Origin of the sequence: Martinezella hainanensis, assembly GCF_900094555.1 — a bacterium.
In the GTDB taxonomy this organism is placed as follows: Bacteria; Pseudomonadota; Alphaproteobacteria; order Rhizobiales; family Rhizobiaceae; genus Rhizobium; species Rhizobium hainanense.
The window spans coordinates 297,029-313,172 of sequence record NZ_FMAC01000001.1; the positions used below are offsets into that span (position 1 = coordinate 297,029).

Here is a 16,144-nt window from a genome sequence, read left to right on the forward strand (position 1 = left end):
CCAATCCGGCTTTCGCCGAAAGCTTAGTTGACCGACTTGTCGACCAGCTTGTTCTTGCCGATCCAGGGCATCATGCCGCGCAGCTTGGCGCCGACTTCTTCGATCTGGTGGCTGTCGTTGTTGCGGCGGATACCCTTGAAGCGGGCAGCGCCCGAACGGTATTCCTGCATCCACTCGGAGGTGAACTTGCCGGTCTGGATGTCCTTGAGGACGCGCTTCATCTCAGCCTTGGTTTCTTCAGTGATGATGCGCGGACCGGTGACGTATTCGCCCCATTCTGCCGTGTTCGAGATCGAGTAGTTCATGTTGGCGATACCGCCTTCATAGATCAGATCGACGATGAGCTTCACTTCGTGCAGGCACTCGAAATAGGCCATTTCCGGAGCGTAACCAGCCTCGACCAGCGTTTCGAAGCCGGCGCGGATGAGCTCGACGAGACCGCCGCAGAGAACGACCTGTTCACCGAAGAGGTCCGTTTCGCACTCTTCGCGGAAGTTGGTTTCGATGATGCCCGAACGGCCGCCGCCGACGCCGCAAGCGTAGGAGAGAGCGAGTTCAAGCGCATTGCCGGAGGCGTTCTGGTGAACGGCTACAAGGCAGGGAACGCCGCCGCCCTTCTGGTATTCGCCGCGAACCGTGTGGCCCGGGCCTTTCGGAGCGATCATGACGACGTCGACCGAAGCCTTCGGCTCGATGAGGCCGAAGTGAACGTTGAGGCCGTGTGCGAAGGCGATCGCAGCGCCGTCACGGATGTTCGGAGCGATTTCGGACTTGTAGATGTCGGCCTGCAGTTCGTCCGGGGTCGCCATCATCATCAGGTCGGCCCAGGCGGCAGCTTCGGCAACGGTCATGACCTTGAAGCCATCGGCTTCGGCCTTCTTGACAGTCGGGGAACCGGCCTTGAGCGCGATCACAACGTTCTGTGCGCCGCTGTCCTTCAGGTTCAGCGCATGGGCGCGGCCCTGGGAACCGTAGCCGATGACGGCGACCTTCTTCGACTTGATGAGGTTGAGATCGGCATCACGATCGTAATAGACGCGCATTGTTTGTCCTTCCCTTTGCTTGTCTGGGTGCAGATTTTAAATTGTCAGACGGTCGCTGCTGCTTCCGCCAATACCTTTTCCGTGCCGTAAAGCTTGAGGAAGGCGCTGACCGCCTTTTCCGCCTGACGGCTCGTATCCTTCAAACCGGGCTCGCCGAGCAGCATGCGAACATGCAGATCGGAGACGACGAGCCCGTAAAGCGTGTGATATGCCTCGTCGGCATCGGTGAAGCGCAACAGCCCTGCCCGCTTGCCGGCATCGATGAGGCCGATTGCGCGACGGTCGATCTGCCGCCGCCCGCGCTCCAAAAGCAGCTTGCCGAGCTTCGATCCGTCGCGGTTCGACTGGCCGATCGCCAGGCGGTTCAATGCGAGAGAGACGTCGCCGGCCAGAACCTCCAGCAGATCGCGGGCGAAAATCACCAGATGATCATGCAGGCTTGCCGTATTCAGCCGCTCGCCATTGCGCTCGAAGGTGCGGACCTTGCTGGCCTGATAGGTAATCATGGCCGACAGCAGGCCGTCACGATCGCCGAACCACTTGTAGAGGCTTTCCTTGGAGCAATTGGCGGCGCGCGCGACACCCGAGGTCGTCAGCGCCTTTTCGCCGCCGTCGACGAGGAGACGTAGCGCCTGTTCCAAAACCGCGTTCTGGCGCGGCGAAAACTCGCTCGACTGTCCTACTTCGCTCAGCACGATGGCTACTCCCAAATGCGTACCGTACGGTACGGTTCGTGGCGCTTTATGCAGGAGGTCGATGCAGCCGTCAAGCGGAATTCGTTGCTGCACTGCGCCAAAAAGAGAGCGCTTGTCAGGGCAGGTTCATGCCAGCTAGAGCTTGCGCCTATCCGCTGTCGCGCTGGAGCCTCCCGATGAAAGTCGAACGATCGTTGCCTCTCGATATACCAACCATTCTGACGCCATCCAGCGTCAGAATGGCCGAAAGCAAGCAACGCATGCTTGTCCGTATCTCGGGGATCGGCATGGCGATAGGCCTGCTTGCCCTGCCCGCCTCGGCCCACTCGACGGCAAAACCAGTCCCCGGACCCGCAGGACGCTATTGCGGCAAACTTCTCTCTGGCGACAAGCTGGTCGATGTCGAAACTTCGCTTAGGGTCGACGGACAAGGTCACATCTCGGGGACTTATCGCTTCGATGACGATGGAACGACGACGGTCGGATCATTGTCCGAAGTTGGAGCGTCTGACGGCAGGCAGCGCACACTGCGTTGGTTCGACAAATATGGAATGGGGTCTCTGACGATCCACTTCGCCGCTGGTTATCACCGCTTCGAAGGCCTGTGGGGATCGCAGGGTGCCACTCCCAGCTACATCTGGAATGGCAGTGACTGCAGCGCCCCAATCAGTTGATCGAAGGTCACGCGTGAAGACGGCTATTCTGCAGCCACAGCGCTGCGCATCGCCTCGACGTCCCTCAGAGGAGGGAGACCATAAAGGCGGCTGTATTCGCGGCTGAACTGCGAGGGGCTCTGATAGCCGACGCGATGGCCGGCCGATCCGACATCGAGTTGCTCGACGATCATCAGCCGCCGCGCTTCATGGAGCCGGAGTTGCTTCTGATATTGCATCGGCGACATGGCTGTCACCGCCTTGAAATGATGGTGCAGCGATGAAACGCTCATGCCGACACGCTCGGCCAGATCCTCGATGCGGAGCGACTGGGTGAAATTGCCGCGTATCCAGGCAACAGCACGCGCCACCCTGTTGCTTTGGCTCTCGGCCATGGCAACCTGCAGCAGCCGAGGGCCGTTCGGTCCGGTCAGCAGGCGATAGAGAATCTCTTGCTCGATCAACGGCGCCATCGCCGGAATATCATCCGGTCGGTCAAGCAATCTGAGCAGCCGCAGCGAAGCATCAAGCAGTTCCGGAGATGCGGCATTGACGGCAAGCCCGCGCATCGGTTCCGCCGTCATTGCCTGGCGGGGAATATTGACCCGCGACAGCAACTCATTCAGCCGTTCGCTTTCTAGCACCATCGAGAAACAGAGATAGGGGGTCTCGCTGCGGACATTGGTGACCTGCGTCGATACCGGCAGGTCAAGCGCGGTCAGAATATATTCGCCGACACCGTAATGGTACGTATCGGCCCCGACCGTCAGGCTCTTTCGACCCTGAACAACAACCGCATAGGAGGGCCGATAGGCGCCATGTTGCCACACGGTGACAGCCGACTGTCTGTACAGGTTCAGGCCCTCGATGGCGGTGCGATGCTCTCCGTCCCCGGTGGCGAAACGGGCAACGATGGAGGCGAGTTCCTGGTTGGGATTGAAAGGCAGCGTCATGCACAACCAACTGTTTTCGAGTAGATATTGAGGCTTATCTAGGTAACCTACCCCAGCAGCGAAAGGGCGACCGCATAATTAGATTCGCAGGATCGTACATAAAGCTTGCAGGATCGCTCTAACGCTGCAGCCGGGTCCCGATGCATAGTGCAGCGTCTCAATTCCACTCCCAACCCGTCCCAAAAAGCAAGGAAACTCCCATGCCTATCGCAAAGGGTTACGCCGCCACCGACGCGTCCAAGCCGCTCGTTCCCTTCACCTTCGAACGCCGCGAACCGAATGATGACGACGTCGTCATCTCCGTTCAATATTGCGGTGTCTGTCATTCCGACATCCATCAGGCCCGCAACGAATGGGGCTTTTCGAAATATCCGATGGTTCCTGGCCACGAAGTCGCTGGCGTTGTAACCGCTGTCGGCTCGAAGGTGTCGAAGTTCAAGGTCGGCGACCGCGTCGGCGTCGGCTGCTTCGTCGATTCCTGCACGACCTGCGCCACGCGCGACCTGGACTACGAGCATTACATGCCGGGCCTCGTCCAGACCTATAACGACGTCGAAGCCGACGGCAAGACGCCGACCTTCGGCGGCTATTCCGACTCGATCGTCGTCAAGGAAGGCTATGTCCTCTCCTTCCCCGACAACATTCCGCTCGATGCGGGCGCGCCGCTGCTTTGCGCCGGCATCACGCTCTATTCGCCGCTGCGTCACTGGAAGGCCGGCCCCGGCAAGAAGGTTGCAATCGTCGGCATGGGCGGCCTCGGCCACATGGGCGTCCAGCTGGCGAATGCCATGGGCGCCGATGTGACGGTTCTCAGCCAGACGCTGTCGAAGAAGGAAGACGGCTTCAAGCTGGGCGCAAAGGACTACTACGCGACCAGCGATGCCGAGACCTTCACCAAGCTCGCAGGCACCTTCGACCTGATCATCAACACGGTCGGCACCGCCATCGACTGGAACGCCTATCTCAACCTGCTGAAGTATGACGGCAGCATGGTGCTGGTCGGCGTTCCCGAACATGCCGTTCCGGTTCATGCCTTCTCGCTGATCCCCGGCCGTCGCAGCCTTTCCGGTTCCATGATCGGCTCGATCAAGGAAACGCAGGAGATGCTCGACTTCTGCGGTGAACACAACATCGTCGCCGAGATCGAGACGATCAACATTCAGGAGATCAACGAAGCCTATGAGCGCGTGCTGAAGAGCGACGTGCGCTACCGCTTCGTCATCGACATCGCCTCGCTGGCCTAATTTGAAAAGGGCGGCGTCCGATACGGACGCCGCCCTCGCAATTATTCCTCGCGTATGCTTTCCCTTTGCGTGATCAGCCGGGCGCTGTGCTGCCGGCTGATATAGATCCACAGCCAGCTCCAGGCGACCGCGATACGCCAGCGCACGCCGATCAGGAAGTAGATGTGGGCGAGCCCCCAAACCCACCAGGCGAGCCATCCCTTCAGCTTCAGCCAGCCGAAATCGATGATCGCGGCACTCTTGCCGATCGTCGCGAGACTCCCTTGATGGCGATAGTGGAACGGCCCTGCCGCAGCCTTGCCGGCAAGTTTTGCCTTGATCACCCTGGCGACGTAGGCGCCCTGTTGCTTTGCGGCCGGCGCGATCCCCGGCACGGGGCTTCCATCGTCACGCATGACGGCGGCGGTGTCCCCGATGATGAAAATGTCGTCCTGGCCCGGCGCCCTCAGGTCTTTGTCGACTATTGCGCGGCCGGCGCGATCGGCCGGGATTCCAAGCCATTTCGCCGCCGGCGATGCCTCTACACCCGCCGCCCAGACGATGGTGCGGCACGGCACGAAGCTATCACCGATCGTAACACCTTCCGTCGAGCATGAGGTGACGGGTTTGCCGAAACGAACCTCGACACCCAGCAGCTCGAGTTCCTTTTGCGCGTAGTCGGAGAGTTCCTGGGCAAAAGCCGGCAGCACCCGCGGACCGGCCTCCACGAGCAGGATCTTTGCCTTGCGGGTGTCGATGTTGCGGAATTCCCTGGGCAATGTCGTCCGCGCCAGTTCCGAGATGATGCCGGCAAGTTCCACGCCCGTCGGACCGGCGCCGACGATCACGAAAGTCAGCAACGCCTCGCGGACGGCCGGGTCCGTTTCCAGCTCCGCCTGTTCGAAGGCCAGAAGCAGGCGACGGCGAATGGTCGTCGCGTCCTCGAGCGTCTTCAATCCCGGCGCCACCGGCTCCCATTCGTCATGCCCGAAATAGGCATGGGTGGCACCGGTCGCCAACACCAGCGTATCGTAAGAGATCTTCTGACCGTTTTTCAGCAGCACCTCATGCGCCGCGCTGTCGACACCGATGACTTCGGCAAGCAACGTCGTCACTTCGGGCCTATCCCTGAAGAAATTACGGATCGGCCAGGCGATTTCGGAAGTTGCGAGCAAGGTCGTTGCGACCTGATAGAGAAGCGGCTGAAACAGATGGTGATTGCGCCGGTCGATCATCGTGATGCGAACAGGAGCGCCTTTCAGATCGTTGGCGCACTGCACTCCACCGAAACCGCCCCCGACGACAACAACGTGATGATCCTGCATGGCAACACCTCATATCTAGGTTTCGCCTGAAAACGTAGGGTTGAGACGCATCAGCAGCAACCATCTTTTCTGCATGGCACCTGTGCAGCCGTCACCCGCCGTTATACCTACTTTGCATAGTCGACAGGCACAAAGGCGCCGCTTTTCAGCTCTTCCATCGAAATCGACGCCGAGACATCGAATAGCTCGATCTTGCGCACCAGCATCTTATAGATGACGTCATAATGCTCGACGCGCGGCAATACGATCTTCAGAATATAATCGTAATTGCCAGTCAGCCGGTGCGCTTCCACGATTTCGGGAATATCGCCGATCGCCTTGCGAAAAGCTTCGATCCACTCGTCGGCGTGATGCGCGGTCTTGATCATCGCATAGACCGTCGTCGGCACCCCCATCTTTTCACGGTCGAGCACGACGATGCGCCGGGCGATATGCCCGCTTTCCTCAAGACGCTGGATGCGGCGCGAACAGGCCGAGACCGACAAGGCGACGCGATCGGCAAGTTCCGTGACGGATATACCAGCATCCGCCTGCAAAATTTCGAGAATCTTTCGGTCACGTTCGTCCAGCATGTGCGGTAATCCCCATCTATGCGCCGTTATTTTGCATACAAATCGAAAAATGCGCAAACTTTTGCAGGGAAACCCTGATAAGATTCGAAAAATGCAAACACATCGCGCATGAATCGCAGCACTATTCCTCCATTCACAACTAAGGAGCGGAGAACAGCATTATGCGCACCATTGGCCTGATCGGCGGCATGAGTTTCGAGAGTTCGGCAGTCTACTACCGCCTGATCAATGAAATGGTCCGCGAGCGGCTGGGCGGTCTCTCTTCCGCCGAAATGGTCATGTACTCCGTCAATTTCGAAGAAATCGTCGCCCTGCAGAAGGCCGGACGCTGGAACGACGCCGCCGATCGGCTCGGCGATGCCGCACAGCGACTGCAGGCCGCCGGTGCCGAATGCGTGCTGATCTGCACCAACACCATGCACCTGATCGCGCCTCAAGTTGCTGAGCGCGTTTCCGCGCCGCTCATCCATATCATCGATGAAACTGCGGCGGCGCTGAAGGCCGCGGGCCGGGTCAAGCCGCTGCTGCTCGCGACGCGCTATACGATGGAACACGGCTTCTATGCCGAGCGCATGGCTGAAAACGGCGTCTCCATCATGGTTCCCGGTTCCGAGGATCGCACGGTAACGCATGACATCATCTTCAACGAGCTCTGTGCCGGCATCATCAAGGACGAATCCCGCCGGAAGCTGAACAGCATCATCGAGCGCGCCAAGGCCGAAGGCGCCGACAGCGTCATTCTCGGCTGCACCGAGATCTGCCTTATCCTCGATCCGAAGGCGCTGATCCTGCCCGGCTTCGACACCACAACGATCCATGCGGAAGCAGCCGTCGACTTCGCCCTTGCGGATGAAAAGGCCCATAGCAGCTGCGCTGCCTGATCTCGATCAATTTACTTGACTGAGTCCAATAAATAATGGACATCGTCTTCCATATTTGAGGAGACGATGTCATGCCCCCTGCTGCCGAATTCACGACCATCGATGCCGTCCGCGACTTCAACCGGTTCTACACGAATTTTCTCGGTGTCCTGAACAAGGCCTATCTCGACAGCCCCTACACTTTGACGGATGTGCGCGTGCTGTTCGAAGTCGGATTTCGCGGCGGCGTTGCCGCTTCGGCCCTGACGCGCGACCTGCATCTCGATCCCGCCTATCTCAGCCGCATCGTCAAACGCTTCCGCGAGGACGGGCTGATCGAGACGACGCCGGACCCGAGCGACGCGCGCAGCCAGGTCATAAAAGTTACCGAAAAGGGACAGGCGCAGTTCGAGGAATTCGTCCGCCGCTCGCGCGCGCAGATCGCCGGCTATTTCGAAAAGCTCGCAATCGGCGAACCGGAACGGGTCGTGGCAGCGATGCGGACGATCCAGGATACGCTCGGCGCCGATGAAACAACCGTCGCTCCCGCCGTTATCCGCAACCATCGTTCCGGCGACATCGGCTGGATCGTGCAAAGCCAGGCACGTTTCTACACCGAGGAATTCGGCTGGGACGATCGCTTCGAAGGACTGGTCGCCGAAGTCGCCGGCAAATTCCTGTCCAATTTCAATCCTGAGAAGGATCGGTGCTGGATCGCCGAGCGAGGCGGCCTGAATGTCGGCTCCGCCATGATCGCCGATGGCGGCGACGGCATCGCCAAGCTCAGGCTGCTCTATGTCGACAAGGCCGCACGCGGCCTCGGCCTCGGCAAGTTGCTGGTCGACGAATGCATCCGCTTCTCGCGCGACGCCGGCTACAAAAAGCTATCGCTTTGGACCAACGATATTCTCGATACGGCGCGGGCAATCTACATCAAGGCGGGCTTCAAGCTTGCGGCGGAGGAAAGGCATCGCATGTTCGGCCCGGAACTGAACGGCCAGACCTGGGTGCTCGATCTCTAAACAGGCTAGTCGCGAGGTCCATGGACACGCTGCGGCTTCACTTCTATTCTCCATGCACCCCTGATTTGCATCGAGACATCGACATGGCCGCAAACATCGAAATCCGGATAGAGCCCATTGCCGACGAGTATATCGAGGATTTCCGCGCAGCGCTCGATACCGTCGCGCGCGAGTGGAAATATCTATCGCTCCTCGAAGCCCCACCGCTGGAAGACACGCGCGCCTTCGTCCTCGGCATGATCGAAAAGGGCAATCCGCAATTCGTCGCGCTGGCCGATAGCAAGGTGGTCGGATGGTGCGATATCAGCCGCCATACGTTTCCGTCCCATGCCCACACCGGCAGGCTCGGCATGGGCATCATCCCCGCCTATCGCGGCCAGGGACTGGGACGTCGCCTGATAGACGCAACGCTGCAGGCAGCGCGCAATGTGGGAATAGAACGCGTCGAGCTTAGCGTGCATGCCGACAATGACAGAGCCATCGCGCTTTATGAGAAAGTCGGCTTCGTCCGCGAGGGCTTTGCCCGCAAATCCGTTCGCATAGACGGACGCTACCTCGATGCCATCTACATGGCACGATTCCAGGAATAGCCAATCGGTGACCAGCCGATTTTGTCGTTAACTTTGTTGCATCGCAAAAATTCACTTGATTTGGAAACGATCATTTCCTAAAAGAGTGTCATGACGACAAACGCTCTCGACATCGCACCAAAGCTTCGCGGCCGGCCACGGGAATTCGACATGGATTCCGCGCTTGACGAAGCACTGCGCGTCTTTTCCGAGCGGGGCTATTATGCCGCCTCGATCAGCGAATTGACCGAGGCCATGGGACTGACCGCCGGCAGCGTCTACAAAGCCTTCGGCGACAAGCGCGGCGTGTTCCTTGCTGCTTTCGATCGCTATCGCCACGTACGGCAGCGCCTGATCGACGAAGCCCTTGCCGAAGCGCCAAATGCTCATGAAAAACTGCGGACATTGGCGAGGTTCTTTGCTGAAGCATCGTGCGGCGAGATCGGTCGCCGGGGTTGCCTCGTGGTCGGCAGCGCGACCGAGCTTGCACTTTTTGACGAAGAGGTCGCAAACCGCGTCGGCGTGGCCTTCGATTTCGACGAGAAGCGCATTCTGGATCTCATTCGCCTGGGTCATTCCGATGGTTCCGTGGCGAAGCATGTCGACCCTGAAAGCACCGCCTGTGCCCTGCTGGCCCTGACAAAAGGCATGCGTGTAATTGGCAAGACCGGCCGTAAAGCCGAACATATGCTCGCCGTCGCCGAGACGGCCATGAAACTGCTGAACTGATTTTCATCGAAATTTTGGGGAGCCCCCCTGCCCGCACCGAGGACAAGACATGCCCGCAACTGCCGCCGCCAGACGGGAGAGCACGCCGCTCCCTGAAAAGACCATTTCGCCGCTGCTGACCTTCATGTTCGCCGCCGCCTGCGGGCTGGTGGCCGCCAATCTCTATTATGGCCAGCCGCTCGCCGGCCCTATCAGCCAGTCGCTCGGCTTCACCCCCGCCGCAACAGGCCTCATCGTCACGCTGACCCAGATCGGCTACGGCCTCGGACTCTTGCTGATCGTGCCGCTCGGCGACCTTTTGGAAAACCGCAGGCTGGTGCTGACACTGGTTGCGCTTTCCGCCATCGCACTGGTCGGCGCCGCTTTTGCCTGGTCGCCGTCGCTGTTCCTGCTCGCTTCGCTCTGTATCGGCCTTGCTTCCGTCGCCGTGCAGGTTCTGGTTCCCTTCGCGGCGCACATGGCGCCTGATGCCAGCCGCGGTGCCGTCGTCGGCAACGTCATGAGCGGCCTGCTCGTCGGCATCATGCTCGCCCGCCCGGCGGCGAGCTTCTTGTCCGAGCTTCTGTCCTGGCACGCGGTCTACATCATCTCCTCCGGCATCATGATCGGGCTGATCGTCATCCTGCGCCTCGTCCTGCCGACCCGCGTGCCACATACGAAGCTGCACTACGGACAGTTGCTGTCCTCCATGGGTCACCTCGCGCTCCATACGCCGGTCCTGCAGCGACGCGCGCTCTATCAGGCCTGCATGTTCGGCGCCTTCAGCCTCTTCTGGACGACGACGCCGCTACTGCTGGCGAGCCCGGCCTTCGGCCTGACACAGAACGGCATCGCCCTTTTCGCGCTTGCCGGCGCAGCCGGCGCGGTCGCATCCCCGATTGCCGGACGTGTAGCCGATCGCGGCTGGACGAGGCCTGCGACCGCCTTTGCGCTGGTAATTGCGATCGTTGCCTTCCTGATCGGTCACTTTTCCGGCGGCGGCTCGCTGCTGGCACTGGCTACGCTCACGCTGTCAGGCATCATGCTTGACTTCGGCGTTCAGACGAATCTCGTGCTCGGACAACGCTCGATCTTCGCGCTCAGCGCCGAACATCGCAGCCGTCTCAACGGGCTCTACATGGCGACCTTCTTTGCCGGTGGCGCCCTCGGTTCGGCGCTCGGCGGCTGGGCTTATGCGACCGGAGGCTGGAACCTGGCCTCCTGGATTGGTGTAGCTTTCCCGGTCATCGCGCTGCTTGCCTTCCTGACCGAACGCAATTCCAGGAAAAGTGCGTAGCGGTTTTCCGTCCGGAATGGCGTAAAAACAAAAGGATAGAACATTTTCGCGATTCGAAGAAAAGCGGAAAGGTTCGAACGCTAGAACTGATCAGGACGGCTGCGGCACGGCCAGCCGCAGCCAGTCACATTCCCGCAAGCCTGCGCCATGAAACGGATCGACCAGCGTGCCGGAAACGATGCCCGCCAAGATCTGCGGCGCCGGCGGCACCTTCGCGATGGTGGCGACCAGCCGGTCCCGAATCCAGGCCAATGCCGCCGAATCCGATTGGTAAAAGGGCGTGAAAGCGGCAGACAGCAGCTGGAACAGCCGCACATGCATCCGCCGGGCTTTCGCATAGGCACCAAGTGCAGCTTCAATCGTGTCATGGCCGGCAAGCGCATGTGCCAGCGCCGCGACATCCAGCAGAGCCATGTTGGCACCCTGCCCGAGCTGCGGGCTGGTGGAATGCGCCGCATCGCCGACGAAAACAGTTCGCCCGCTATAAGGCATCATCACGGTGCGATGGGCATAACGCGCTAGCGTCAACTGCTCCCAATCGGTGATCTGCTCCAGCAAGGGCTCGCATTCCGGCCAGTAGCCGCGGATCGTCTGCTTCCAGCAATCGAGCCCGCGCTTGCGCACCTCGTCCGCATCCGCCACTTTCAAGCTCCAGAACAAAGCGGCCTGTTTCGGCAAATCCGGCCTTCTGCTGCCGATCGGCAAGACGCCGATCATCACGCTCGCCCTGTCATAACGCTGCGTCAGCGCCGCCTGATCCACCAATCCGTCCGGACAATCGAGCGTCGCCCAGAAGGCACCGTAGACGAGGTTGCGTGCACGTGGCGCAACGGGCGAGGCTGCTACCAGCTCCGAGCGCGCGCCACTGGCGTCGATGACGAGATCGTAAGGTCCGAGGCGCTCTCCCCCTTCGATGGAGAGATAGCTTTCACCGCCCTCCTCCATCACACCGATGACCCGCTGCCCGATATGGATCGGGTGTCGCCGTGCGGAGACCTCATCATAAAGGGTATCGAACAGAGCCGCGCGATGGACGCCAAGCCCATAACGCCCACCCGGCAGCGCATTGTAGCGCACATCAAGAACGATGCGGCCGTGGGTGGTTTCCGTACCGAACAAGCGGTCGATGCGGTTGCCAGCGGCATGGATGGCCGGACCGAGCCCAAGCGATTCCAGCACGGTCAATCCGGTCGGCTGTAGCATGAGCGCCGAGCCGACGGGGGCCGGGCTATTGAATCTTTCGATGATATCGGTCGTGTGCCCAGCACGGGAAAGAAAGAGAGAAGCGGCAAGCCCGGCAGGCCCGGCGCCGACGATGGCGATCTTCAAAGGCTTCACGATGGGCAGCTCAATCCGGCGATTGATCGAAACGGGTACGCGCGGCCCGCACGGCCTCGTGATTGGCCTCGGCCCAGTTCAGAAGCTGTGCCAGCGGCTCGTAGAGCGAATAGCCGAGATCCGTCATGCGGTATTCGACGCTCGGCGGCTTTGTCGGGAAAACCTCCCGACCGATATAACCATCGCGCTGAAGTTCCCGCAGCGTCTGTGTCAGCATGCGCTGGGAGATATCCGGCACCATGCGGCGCAGCTCGCCAAAACGATAGGGCCGCTGCGCCAGAGCTTCCAGCAAAAGCACCGACCATTTGCCGCCGATCTGCGAGACCAGATCCCGCACCGGGCAATCCGTAAACGTAACCTTGCTGATATCGACGGCACGCAACGGTACCTTCGTGTTGCGCAGATTGACGACAGTGCTGGTGCTCAAGGCGGTTCCCTTTTGGTAACGTAGAGCCAAAAAACTGCCTCCTTTACAGGTCGAAGTCAAACACCAATGTAGAGCTGGTCTCTTTTTGAGAGCGACAAACCCCTGCAATCCGCGGCGGTCAAACAAGGAAAAAGATATGAGCAGCACTCTTCTCGTCACCGGCGCCGCCGGTCAGCTTGGCCAGCGCGTCATCCATCACCTGCTGGAGACATACAAGGTCGCTCCCGGCCGCATCATTGCCGCCACGCGCAGCCCCGAAAAGCTTTCCGACCTCGCCGCCAAGGGCGTCGTTACCCGCAAGGCCGATTTCGACGATGCCGCCGGCCTGACCGCCGCCTTTGCCGGCGTCGATCGCCTGCTGATCATCAGCACCGATGCGCTCGCCGTTCCCGGCCAGCGCCTGAAGCAGCAGACCGCTGCTGTGGAGGCCGCCAAGAAGGCTGGCGTCAAACATATTCTCTATACGTCCATGCCGGCCCCCGAAGGTTCGCTGGTCAGCTTTGCGCCGGACCACCTCGGCACCGAAAACGCCATCAAGGCAAGCGGCATCGGCTACACGATTCTGCGCGACGCCTGGTATTTCGACAACTTCCTGCACGGCCTGCCGCACAGCCTCGAAATCGGCAAGTGGTACACCGCGACCGGTGGCGGCCGCGTCAGCAATATCAGCCGCGAAGATTGCGCACTCGCGATCGCCGCTGCCCTGGCTTCCGACACGACGGAAAGCGCCACCTACACGCTGACCGGCTCGACCGCCGTCACCATCGAGGATGTCGCAAGCGTTGTCAGCAAGATCACCGGCCGCCCGCTTGAGGTCGTTCAAGTAAACGACGAACAGTTCGCCGCTGGCCTTGCCGGCGCCGGCCTGCCGCCCTTCGTGGTCGACATGCTCGTCTCCGCCGACGCCAACACCCGCGCCGGCAAATTCGATATCCTCACCAACGACTTCAACAAGCTGACCGGCAAGGAGCCACAGACGCTGCGCAGCTTCTTCGAGGAACACAAGGCTGTATTGGCTGGCTGAGGTTTGGGAAGGTCAGGCAAGACTTGCTTTGTCTCGCCTTCAAGCATGGCCCCTCACCCCAACCCTCTCCCCGCATTGCGGGGCGAGGGAGTTTTGAGGCATCATCCGCAAACTCTCACCGAATGATGCGATCGCCAGTTTGCGCTGTCGTCCCTTCTCCGCGTCCTGAGCTTGTCGAAGGGGCGCGGAGAAGGCTAGGATGAGGGGGCAGGCAAGACGGCGCGGCAAAAACCAGCGCGCCAGACCACCCCAACCCCTTCCGTTCAAACTACCTGCCCGCAAGCCCGGCGGAACCGCCTCACCGTTTCGACCATGCCATATTCCAGCGCATCGGCGGTCAACCCATGGCCGATCGAAGTCTCCGCAAGCTTCGGAATACGCCTCAGCAGTGCCGGCAGATTGGCAACGGTCAGGTCGTGGCCGGCATTGACGTCAAGCCCGTTGGCGAAGGCGGCATCGGCGGTCTTGCCAAGCGCCTCCAGAATGACGGCAGCCTTCTGCGGATCGTCGTAGCAGCCGCCATAGGGGCCGGTATAGAGCTCGATGCGATCGGCACCGACCTCCCTGGCAATCTTCACGGCGTCTGCATCGCCGTCGCCATCGGCAAACAGCGATACGCGGCAGCCGATCTTCTTGTACTTGGCGACAACGTCGACCAGCAGTTCGCGGTTATTGCGAAAACCCCAGCCGTGATCCGAGGTCGCCTGCGCGGGGTCGTCGGGCACAAGCGTCACCTGCTCCGGCTCGGCGGCGGCGCAAAGATCGAAGAACTCGTCGCTCGGATAGCCTTCGATATTGAACTCCGCTTCGGGAAACTCGTCATCGATCAGGGCGCGGATATCGGGCAGATCGGAAAAGCGGACATGCCGCTGATCGGGGCGCGGATGAACCGTCAGACCGCTGGCGCCGGCGGCCAGTGCGATGCGGCCAAGCCCGATGACGCTCGGCCAGGGAAGATCACGCCGGTTGCGCAGCATCGCGATGGCGTTGAGGTTCACGGAAAGCTTGGCGGGCATAATCGAAATCCCTGATTTTCAAAGCGGCTGATATCAGCCGTTCTATGCCATTATGCCCAGCAAAACCAACGAGATTCCGACATCAACCCATGCAAAACTTTGATGGGCACGACAAAGCCGCATCACCAGGTGGTGACGCATCGGCAGCAACGTCCTTTTGCGGATATTTATGACCGCGAACGCCGCCCTATCGGACGATCGTCAGCGTCTCAGCGGCGCGGGTAATGGCCGTATAGAGCCAGCGCTCGCGCGTATCGCGAAATGCCCAGCTCTCGTCGAACAGCACGACATTATTCCACTGCGAACCCTGCGCCTTGTGCACCGTCAGCGCATAGCCGTAGTCGAACTCGTCATAGCGCTTGCGGGTCGACCACGGGATCTCACCCTCGACATCCTCGAAGGCCTGTTTCAGCAGCTTGATCTTCGCGGCGCCGCGGTCCATGTCGTCGTCTTCCGGGCGGATCAAAAGATTGATGCCCGGCTTCGTCGTTTCTCTGGAAGACGTCATGACCTGCCAGAGCGAGCCGTTGAGCAGCCCCTTGGCGGGGTCGTTGCGCAGGCAGACCAGCTTGTCACCAGATTGCGGATACTCGGCCGTAAATCCTTTAAGCTCGCGCAGACGCTGATTGTAGCGCCGCCGTGTCCGGTTGGTGCCTACCAGCACCTGATCGGCCTCCATCACCAGCGGCTGCGTGACCTCGTTCTTCGAGATCACCTGCGCGGTGCCATAGTCGCCGTGCATGATCTCCTTGCCCTCGCGCACCTGCATGGCGAGCTGGATGATCGGGTTGTCGCGGGCCTGGCGATGAATGTCCGTCAGCAGATAATCCGGCTCCTCGTTGGTGAAGAAGCCGCCGCCGGAAACGGGCGGAAGCTGACCGGGATCGCCAAGCACCAGAATGGGCGTGCCAAAACTCATCAGATCCTTGCCGAGCGCTTCGTCCACCATCGAGCATTCGTCGACGATGATGAGCGCAGCCTTGGCGACCGGGCTCTGGCGGTTGATGGTAAACATCGGCGCGATCGACGTCTTGCCCGTCTCCTCGTCCTCGACGGCTTCCTCGCCGCGCGGCCGGTAGATCAGCGAATGGATGGTCTTGGCATTCGAGGCGCCGCGCGAACGCAGCACCTGCGCCGCCTTGCCGGTAAACGCCGCAAACAGCACATCGCCGTCCACATGCTCGGCAAAATGCCGCGCAAGCGTCGTCTTGCCCGTACCGGCATAACCGAACAGACGGAACAGCGGCGAACGCCCTTCCTTCAGCCACTTGGCGACGGCCTGGAGCGCTTCATCTTGTTGCGGCGCGAATTGCATGCGCCGAATTGGCAGGATTCGGCCGATGGAAGCAAGCAGTAAAAAATACCCGGCGAGCTGGGAATAAAATCCCGGGCAGCCGTGTCTCATGTCCGGCAACGCAA

At 60.6% G+C, this 16,144-nt stretch carries 17 protein-coding genes; 8 read left to right on the plus strand and 9 right to left on the minus strand.

Annotated elements, in window-relative coordinates:
• Positions 1-23: 23 nt before the first annotated feature.
• Both ilvC and GA0061100_RS01415 read right to left on the minus strand, forming a co-directional pair.
• The gene (ilvC, locus tag GA0061100_RS01410) at positions 24-1,043 is read right to left on the minus strand and encodes a ketol-acid reductoisomerase (RefSeq protein WP_069612460.1); all 1,020 of its coding nucleotides are present in this window, start codon (positions 1,041-1,043) and stop codon (positions 24-26) included.
• Positions 1,044-1,087: 44 nt separating this feature from the next.
• A complete protein-coding gene (locus GA0061100_RS01415) occupies positions 1,088-1,738 on the minus strand; it encodes a TetR/AcrR family transcriptional regulator C-terminal domain-containing protein (RefSeq protein ID WP_075850834.1) in 651 nt (216 codons plus the stop codon).
• A gap of 176 nt (positions 1,739-1,914) precedes the next feature.
• On the opposite strand from GA0061100_RS01415, the gene GA0061100_RS01420 reads away from it, so the two are divergent.
• Positions 1,915-2,412 (plus strand): hypothetical protein, encoded by a 498-nt coding sequence (locus GA0061100_RS01420; protein WP_244557748.1) that lies wholly within the window; start codon positions 1,915-1,917, stop codon positions 2,410-2,412.
• A 23-nt stretch (positions 2,413-2,435) separates the two neighbouring features.
• On the opposite strand, the gene GA0061100_RS01425 is transcribed toward GA0061100_RS01420, so the two are convergent.
• Entirely contained in the window at positions 2,436-3,344 is a 909-nt protein-coding gene (locus GA0061100_RS01425) for an AraC family transcriptional regulator (protein ID WP_075850835.1), read from the minus strand.
• Positions 3,345-3,544: 200 nt separating this feature from the next.
• Between GA0061100_RS01425 and GA0061100_RS01430 the strand changes: the two genes are divergently transcribed.
• Entirely contained in the window at positions 3,545-4,588 is a 1,044-nt protein-coding gene (locus GA0061100_RS01430; protein WP_075850836.1) for an NAD(P)-dependent alcohol dehydrogenase, read from the plus strand.
• Between the two features lie 41 nt (positions 4,589-4,629).
• On the opposite strand, the gene GA0061100_RS01435 is transcribed toward GA0061100_RS01430, so the two are convergent.
• The gene (locus tag GA0061100_RS01435) at positions 4,630-5,892 is read right to left on the minus strand and encodes an NAD(P)/FAD-dependent oxidoreductase (protein WP_075850837.1); all 1,263 of its coding nucleotides are present in this window, start codon (positions 5,890-5,892) and stop codon (positions 4,630-4,632) included.
• 107 nt (positions 5,893-5,999) lie between these two features.
• A complete protein-coding gene (locus GA0061100_RS01440) occupies positions 6,000-6,464 on the minus strand; it encodes an Lrp/AsnC family transcriptional regulator (protein ID WP_075850838.1) in 465 nt (154 codons plus the stop codon).
• Between the two features lie 161 nt (positions 6,465-6,625).
• Between GA0061100_RS01440 and GA0061100_RS01445 the strand changes: the two genes are divergently transcribed.
• The 5 genes from GA0061100_RS01445 to GA0061100_RS01465 all read left to right on the plus strand — a co-directional run bounded on the left by GA0061100_RS01445 (position 6,626) and on the right by GA0061100_RS01465 (position 10,920).
• On the plus strand, positions 6,626-7,345 hold the full coding sequence (locus tag GA0061100_RS01445) for an aspartate/glutamate racemase family protein (RefSeq protein ID WP_075850839.1): 720 nt from the start codon (positions 6,626-6,628) through the stop codon (positions 7,343-7,345).
• A gap of 71 nt (positions 7,346-7,416) precedes the next feature.
• Positions 7,417-8,346, plus strand: coding sequence for a bifunctional helix-turn-helix transcriptional regulator/GNAT family N-acetyltransferase (locus GA0061100_RS01450; RefSeq protein ID WP_075850840.1), 930 nt, complete (start codon positions 7,417-7,419; stop codon positions 8,344-8,346).
• Positions 8,347-8,429: 83 nt separating this feature from the next.
• Positions 8,430-8,936, plus strand: coding sequence for a GNAT family N-acetyltransferase (locus GA0061100_RS01455; RefSeq protein WP_075850841.1), 507 nt, complete (start codon positions 8,430-8,432; stop codon positions 8,934-8,936).
• Between the two features lie 90 nt (positions 8,937-9,026).
• Positions 9,027-9,644 carry a TetR/AcrR family transcriptional regulator gene (locus tag GA0061100_RS01460; protein WP_075850842.1) on the plus strand — a complete coding sequence of 206 codons (618 nt, stop codon included), beginning with the start codon at positions 9,027-9,029 and terminating at the stop codon, positions 9,642-9,644.
• A gap of 49 nt (positions 9,645-9,693) precedes the next feature.
• Entirely contained in the window at positions 9,694-10,920 is a 1,227-nt protein-coding gene (locus tag GA0061100_RS01465; RefSeq protein ID WP_075850843.1) for an MFS transporter, read from the plus strand.
• Positions 10,921-11,010: 90 nt separating this feature from the next.
• Here the strand turns inward: GA0061100_RS01465 and GA0061100_RS01470 are convergent, their stop codons facing one another.
• On the minus strand, positions 11,011-12,258 hold the full coding sequence (locus tag GA0061100_RS01470; RefSeq protein ID WP_075850844.1) for an FAD-dependent oxidoreductase: 1,248 nt from the start codon (positions 12,256-12,258) through the stop codon (positions 11,011-11,013).
• Between the two features lie 10 nt (positions 12,259-12,268).
• Positions 12,269-12,685, minus strand: a complete 417-nt coding sequence (locus tag GA0061100_RS01475) for a winged helix-turn-helix transcriptional regulator (protein ID WP_075850845.1) — start codon at positions 12,683-12,685, stop codon at positions 12,269-12,271.
• A gap of 136 nt (positions 12,686-12,821) precedes the next feature.
• On the opposite strand from GA0061100_RS01475, the gene GA0061100_RS01480 reads away from it, so the two are divergent.
• On the plus strand, positions 12,822-13,709 hold the full coding sequence (locus GA0061100_RS01480; RefSeq protein ID WP_075850846.1) for an SDR family oxidoreductase: 888 nt from the start codon (positions 12,822-12,824) through the stop codon (positions 13,707-13,709).
• A gap of 263 nt (positions 13,710-13,972) precedes the next feature.
• On the opposite strand, the gene GA0061100_RS01485 is transcribed toward GA0061100_RS01480, so the two are convergent.
• Both GA0061100_RS01485 and GA0061100_RS01490 read right to left on the minus strand, forming a co-directional pair.
• Positions 13,973-14,725 carry a pyridoxine 5'-phosphate synthase gene (locus GA0061100_RS01485; RefSeq protein ID WP_075850847.1) on the minus strand — a complete coding sequence of 251 codons (753 nt, stop codon included), beginning with the start codon at positions 14,723-14,725 and terminating at the stop codon, positions 13,973-13,975.
• 187 nt (positions 14,726-14,912) lie between these two features.
• On the minus strand, positions 14,913-16,040 hold the full coding sequence (locus tag GA0061100_RS01490) for an ATP-dependent DNA helicase (protein WP_075851839.1): 1,128 nt from the start codon (positions 16,038-16,040) through the stop codon (positions 14,913-14,915).
• Between the last annotated feature and the right edge of the window lie 104 nt (positions 16,041-16,144).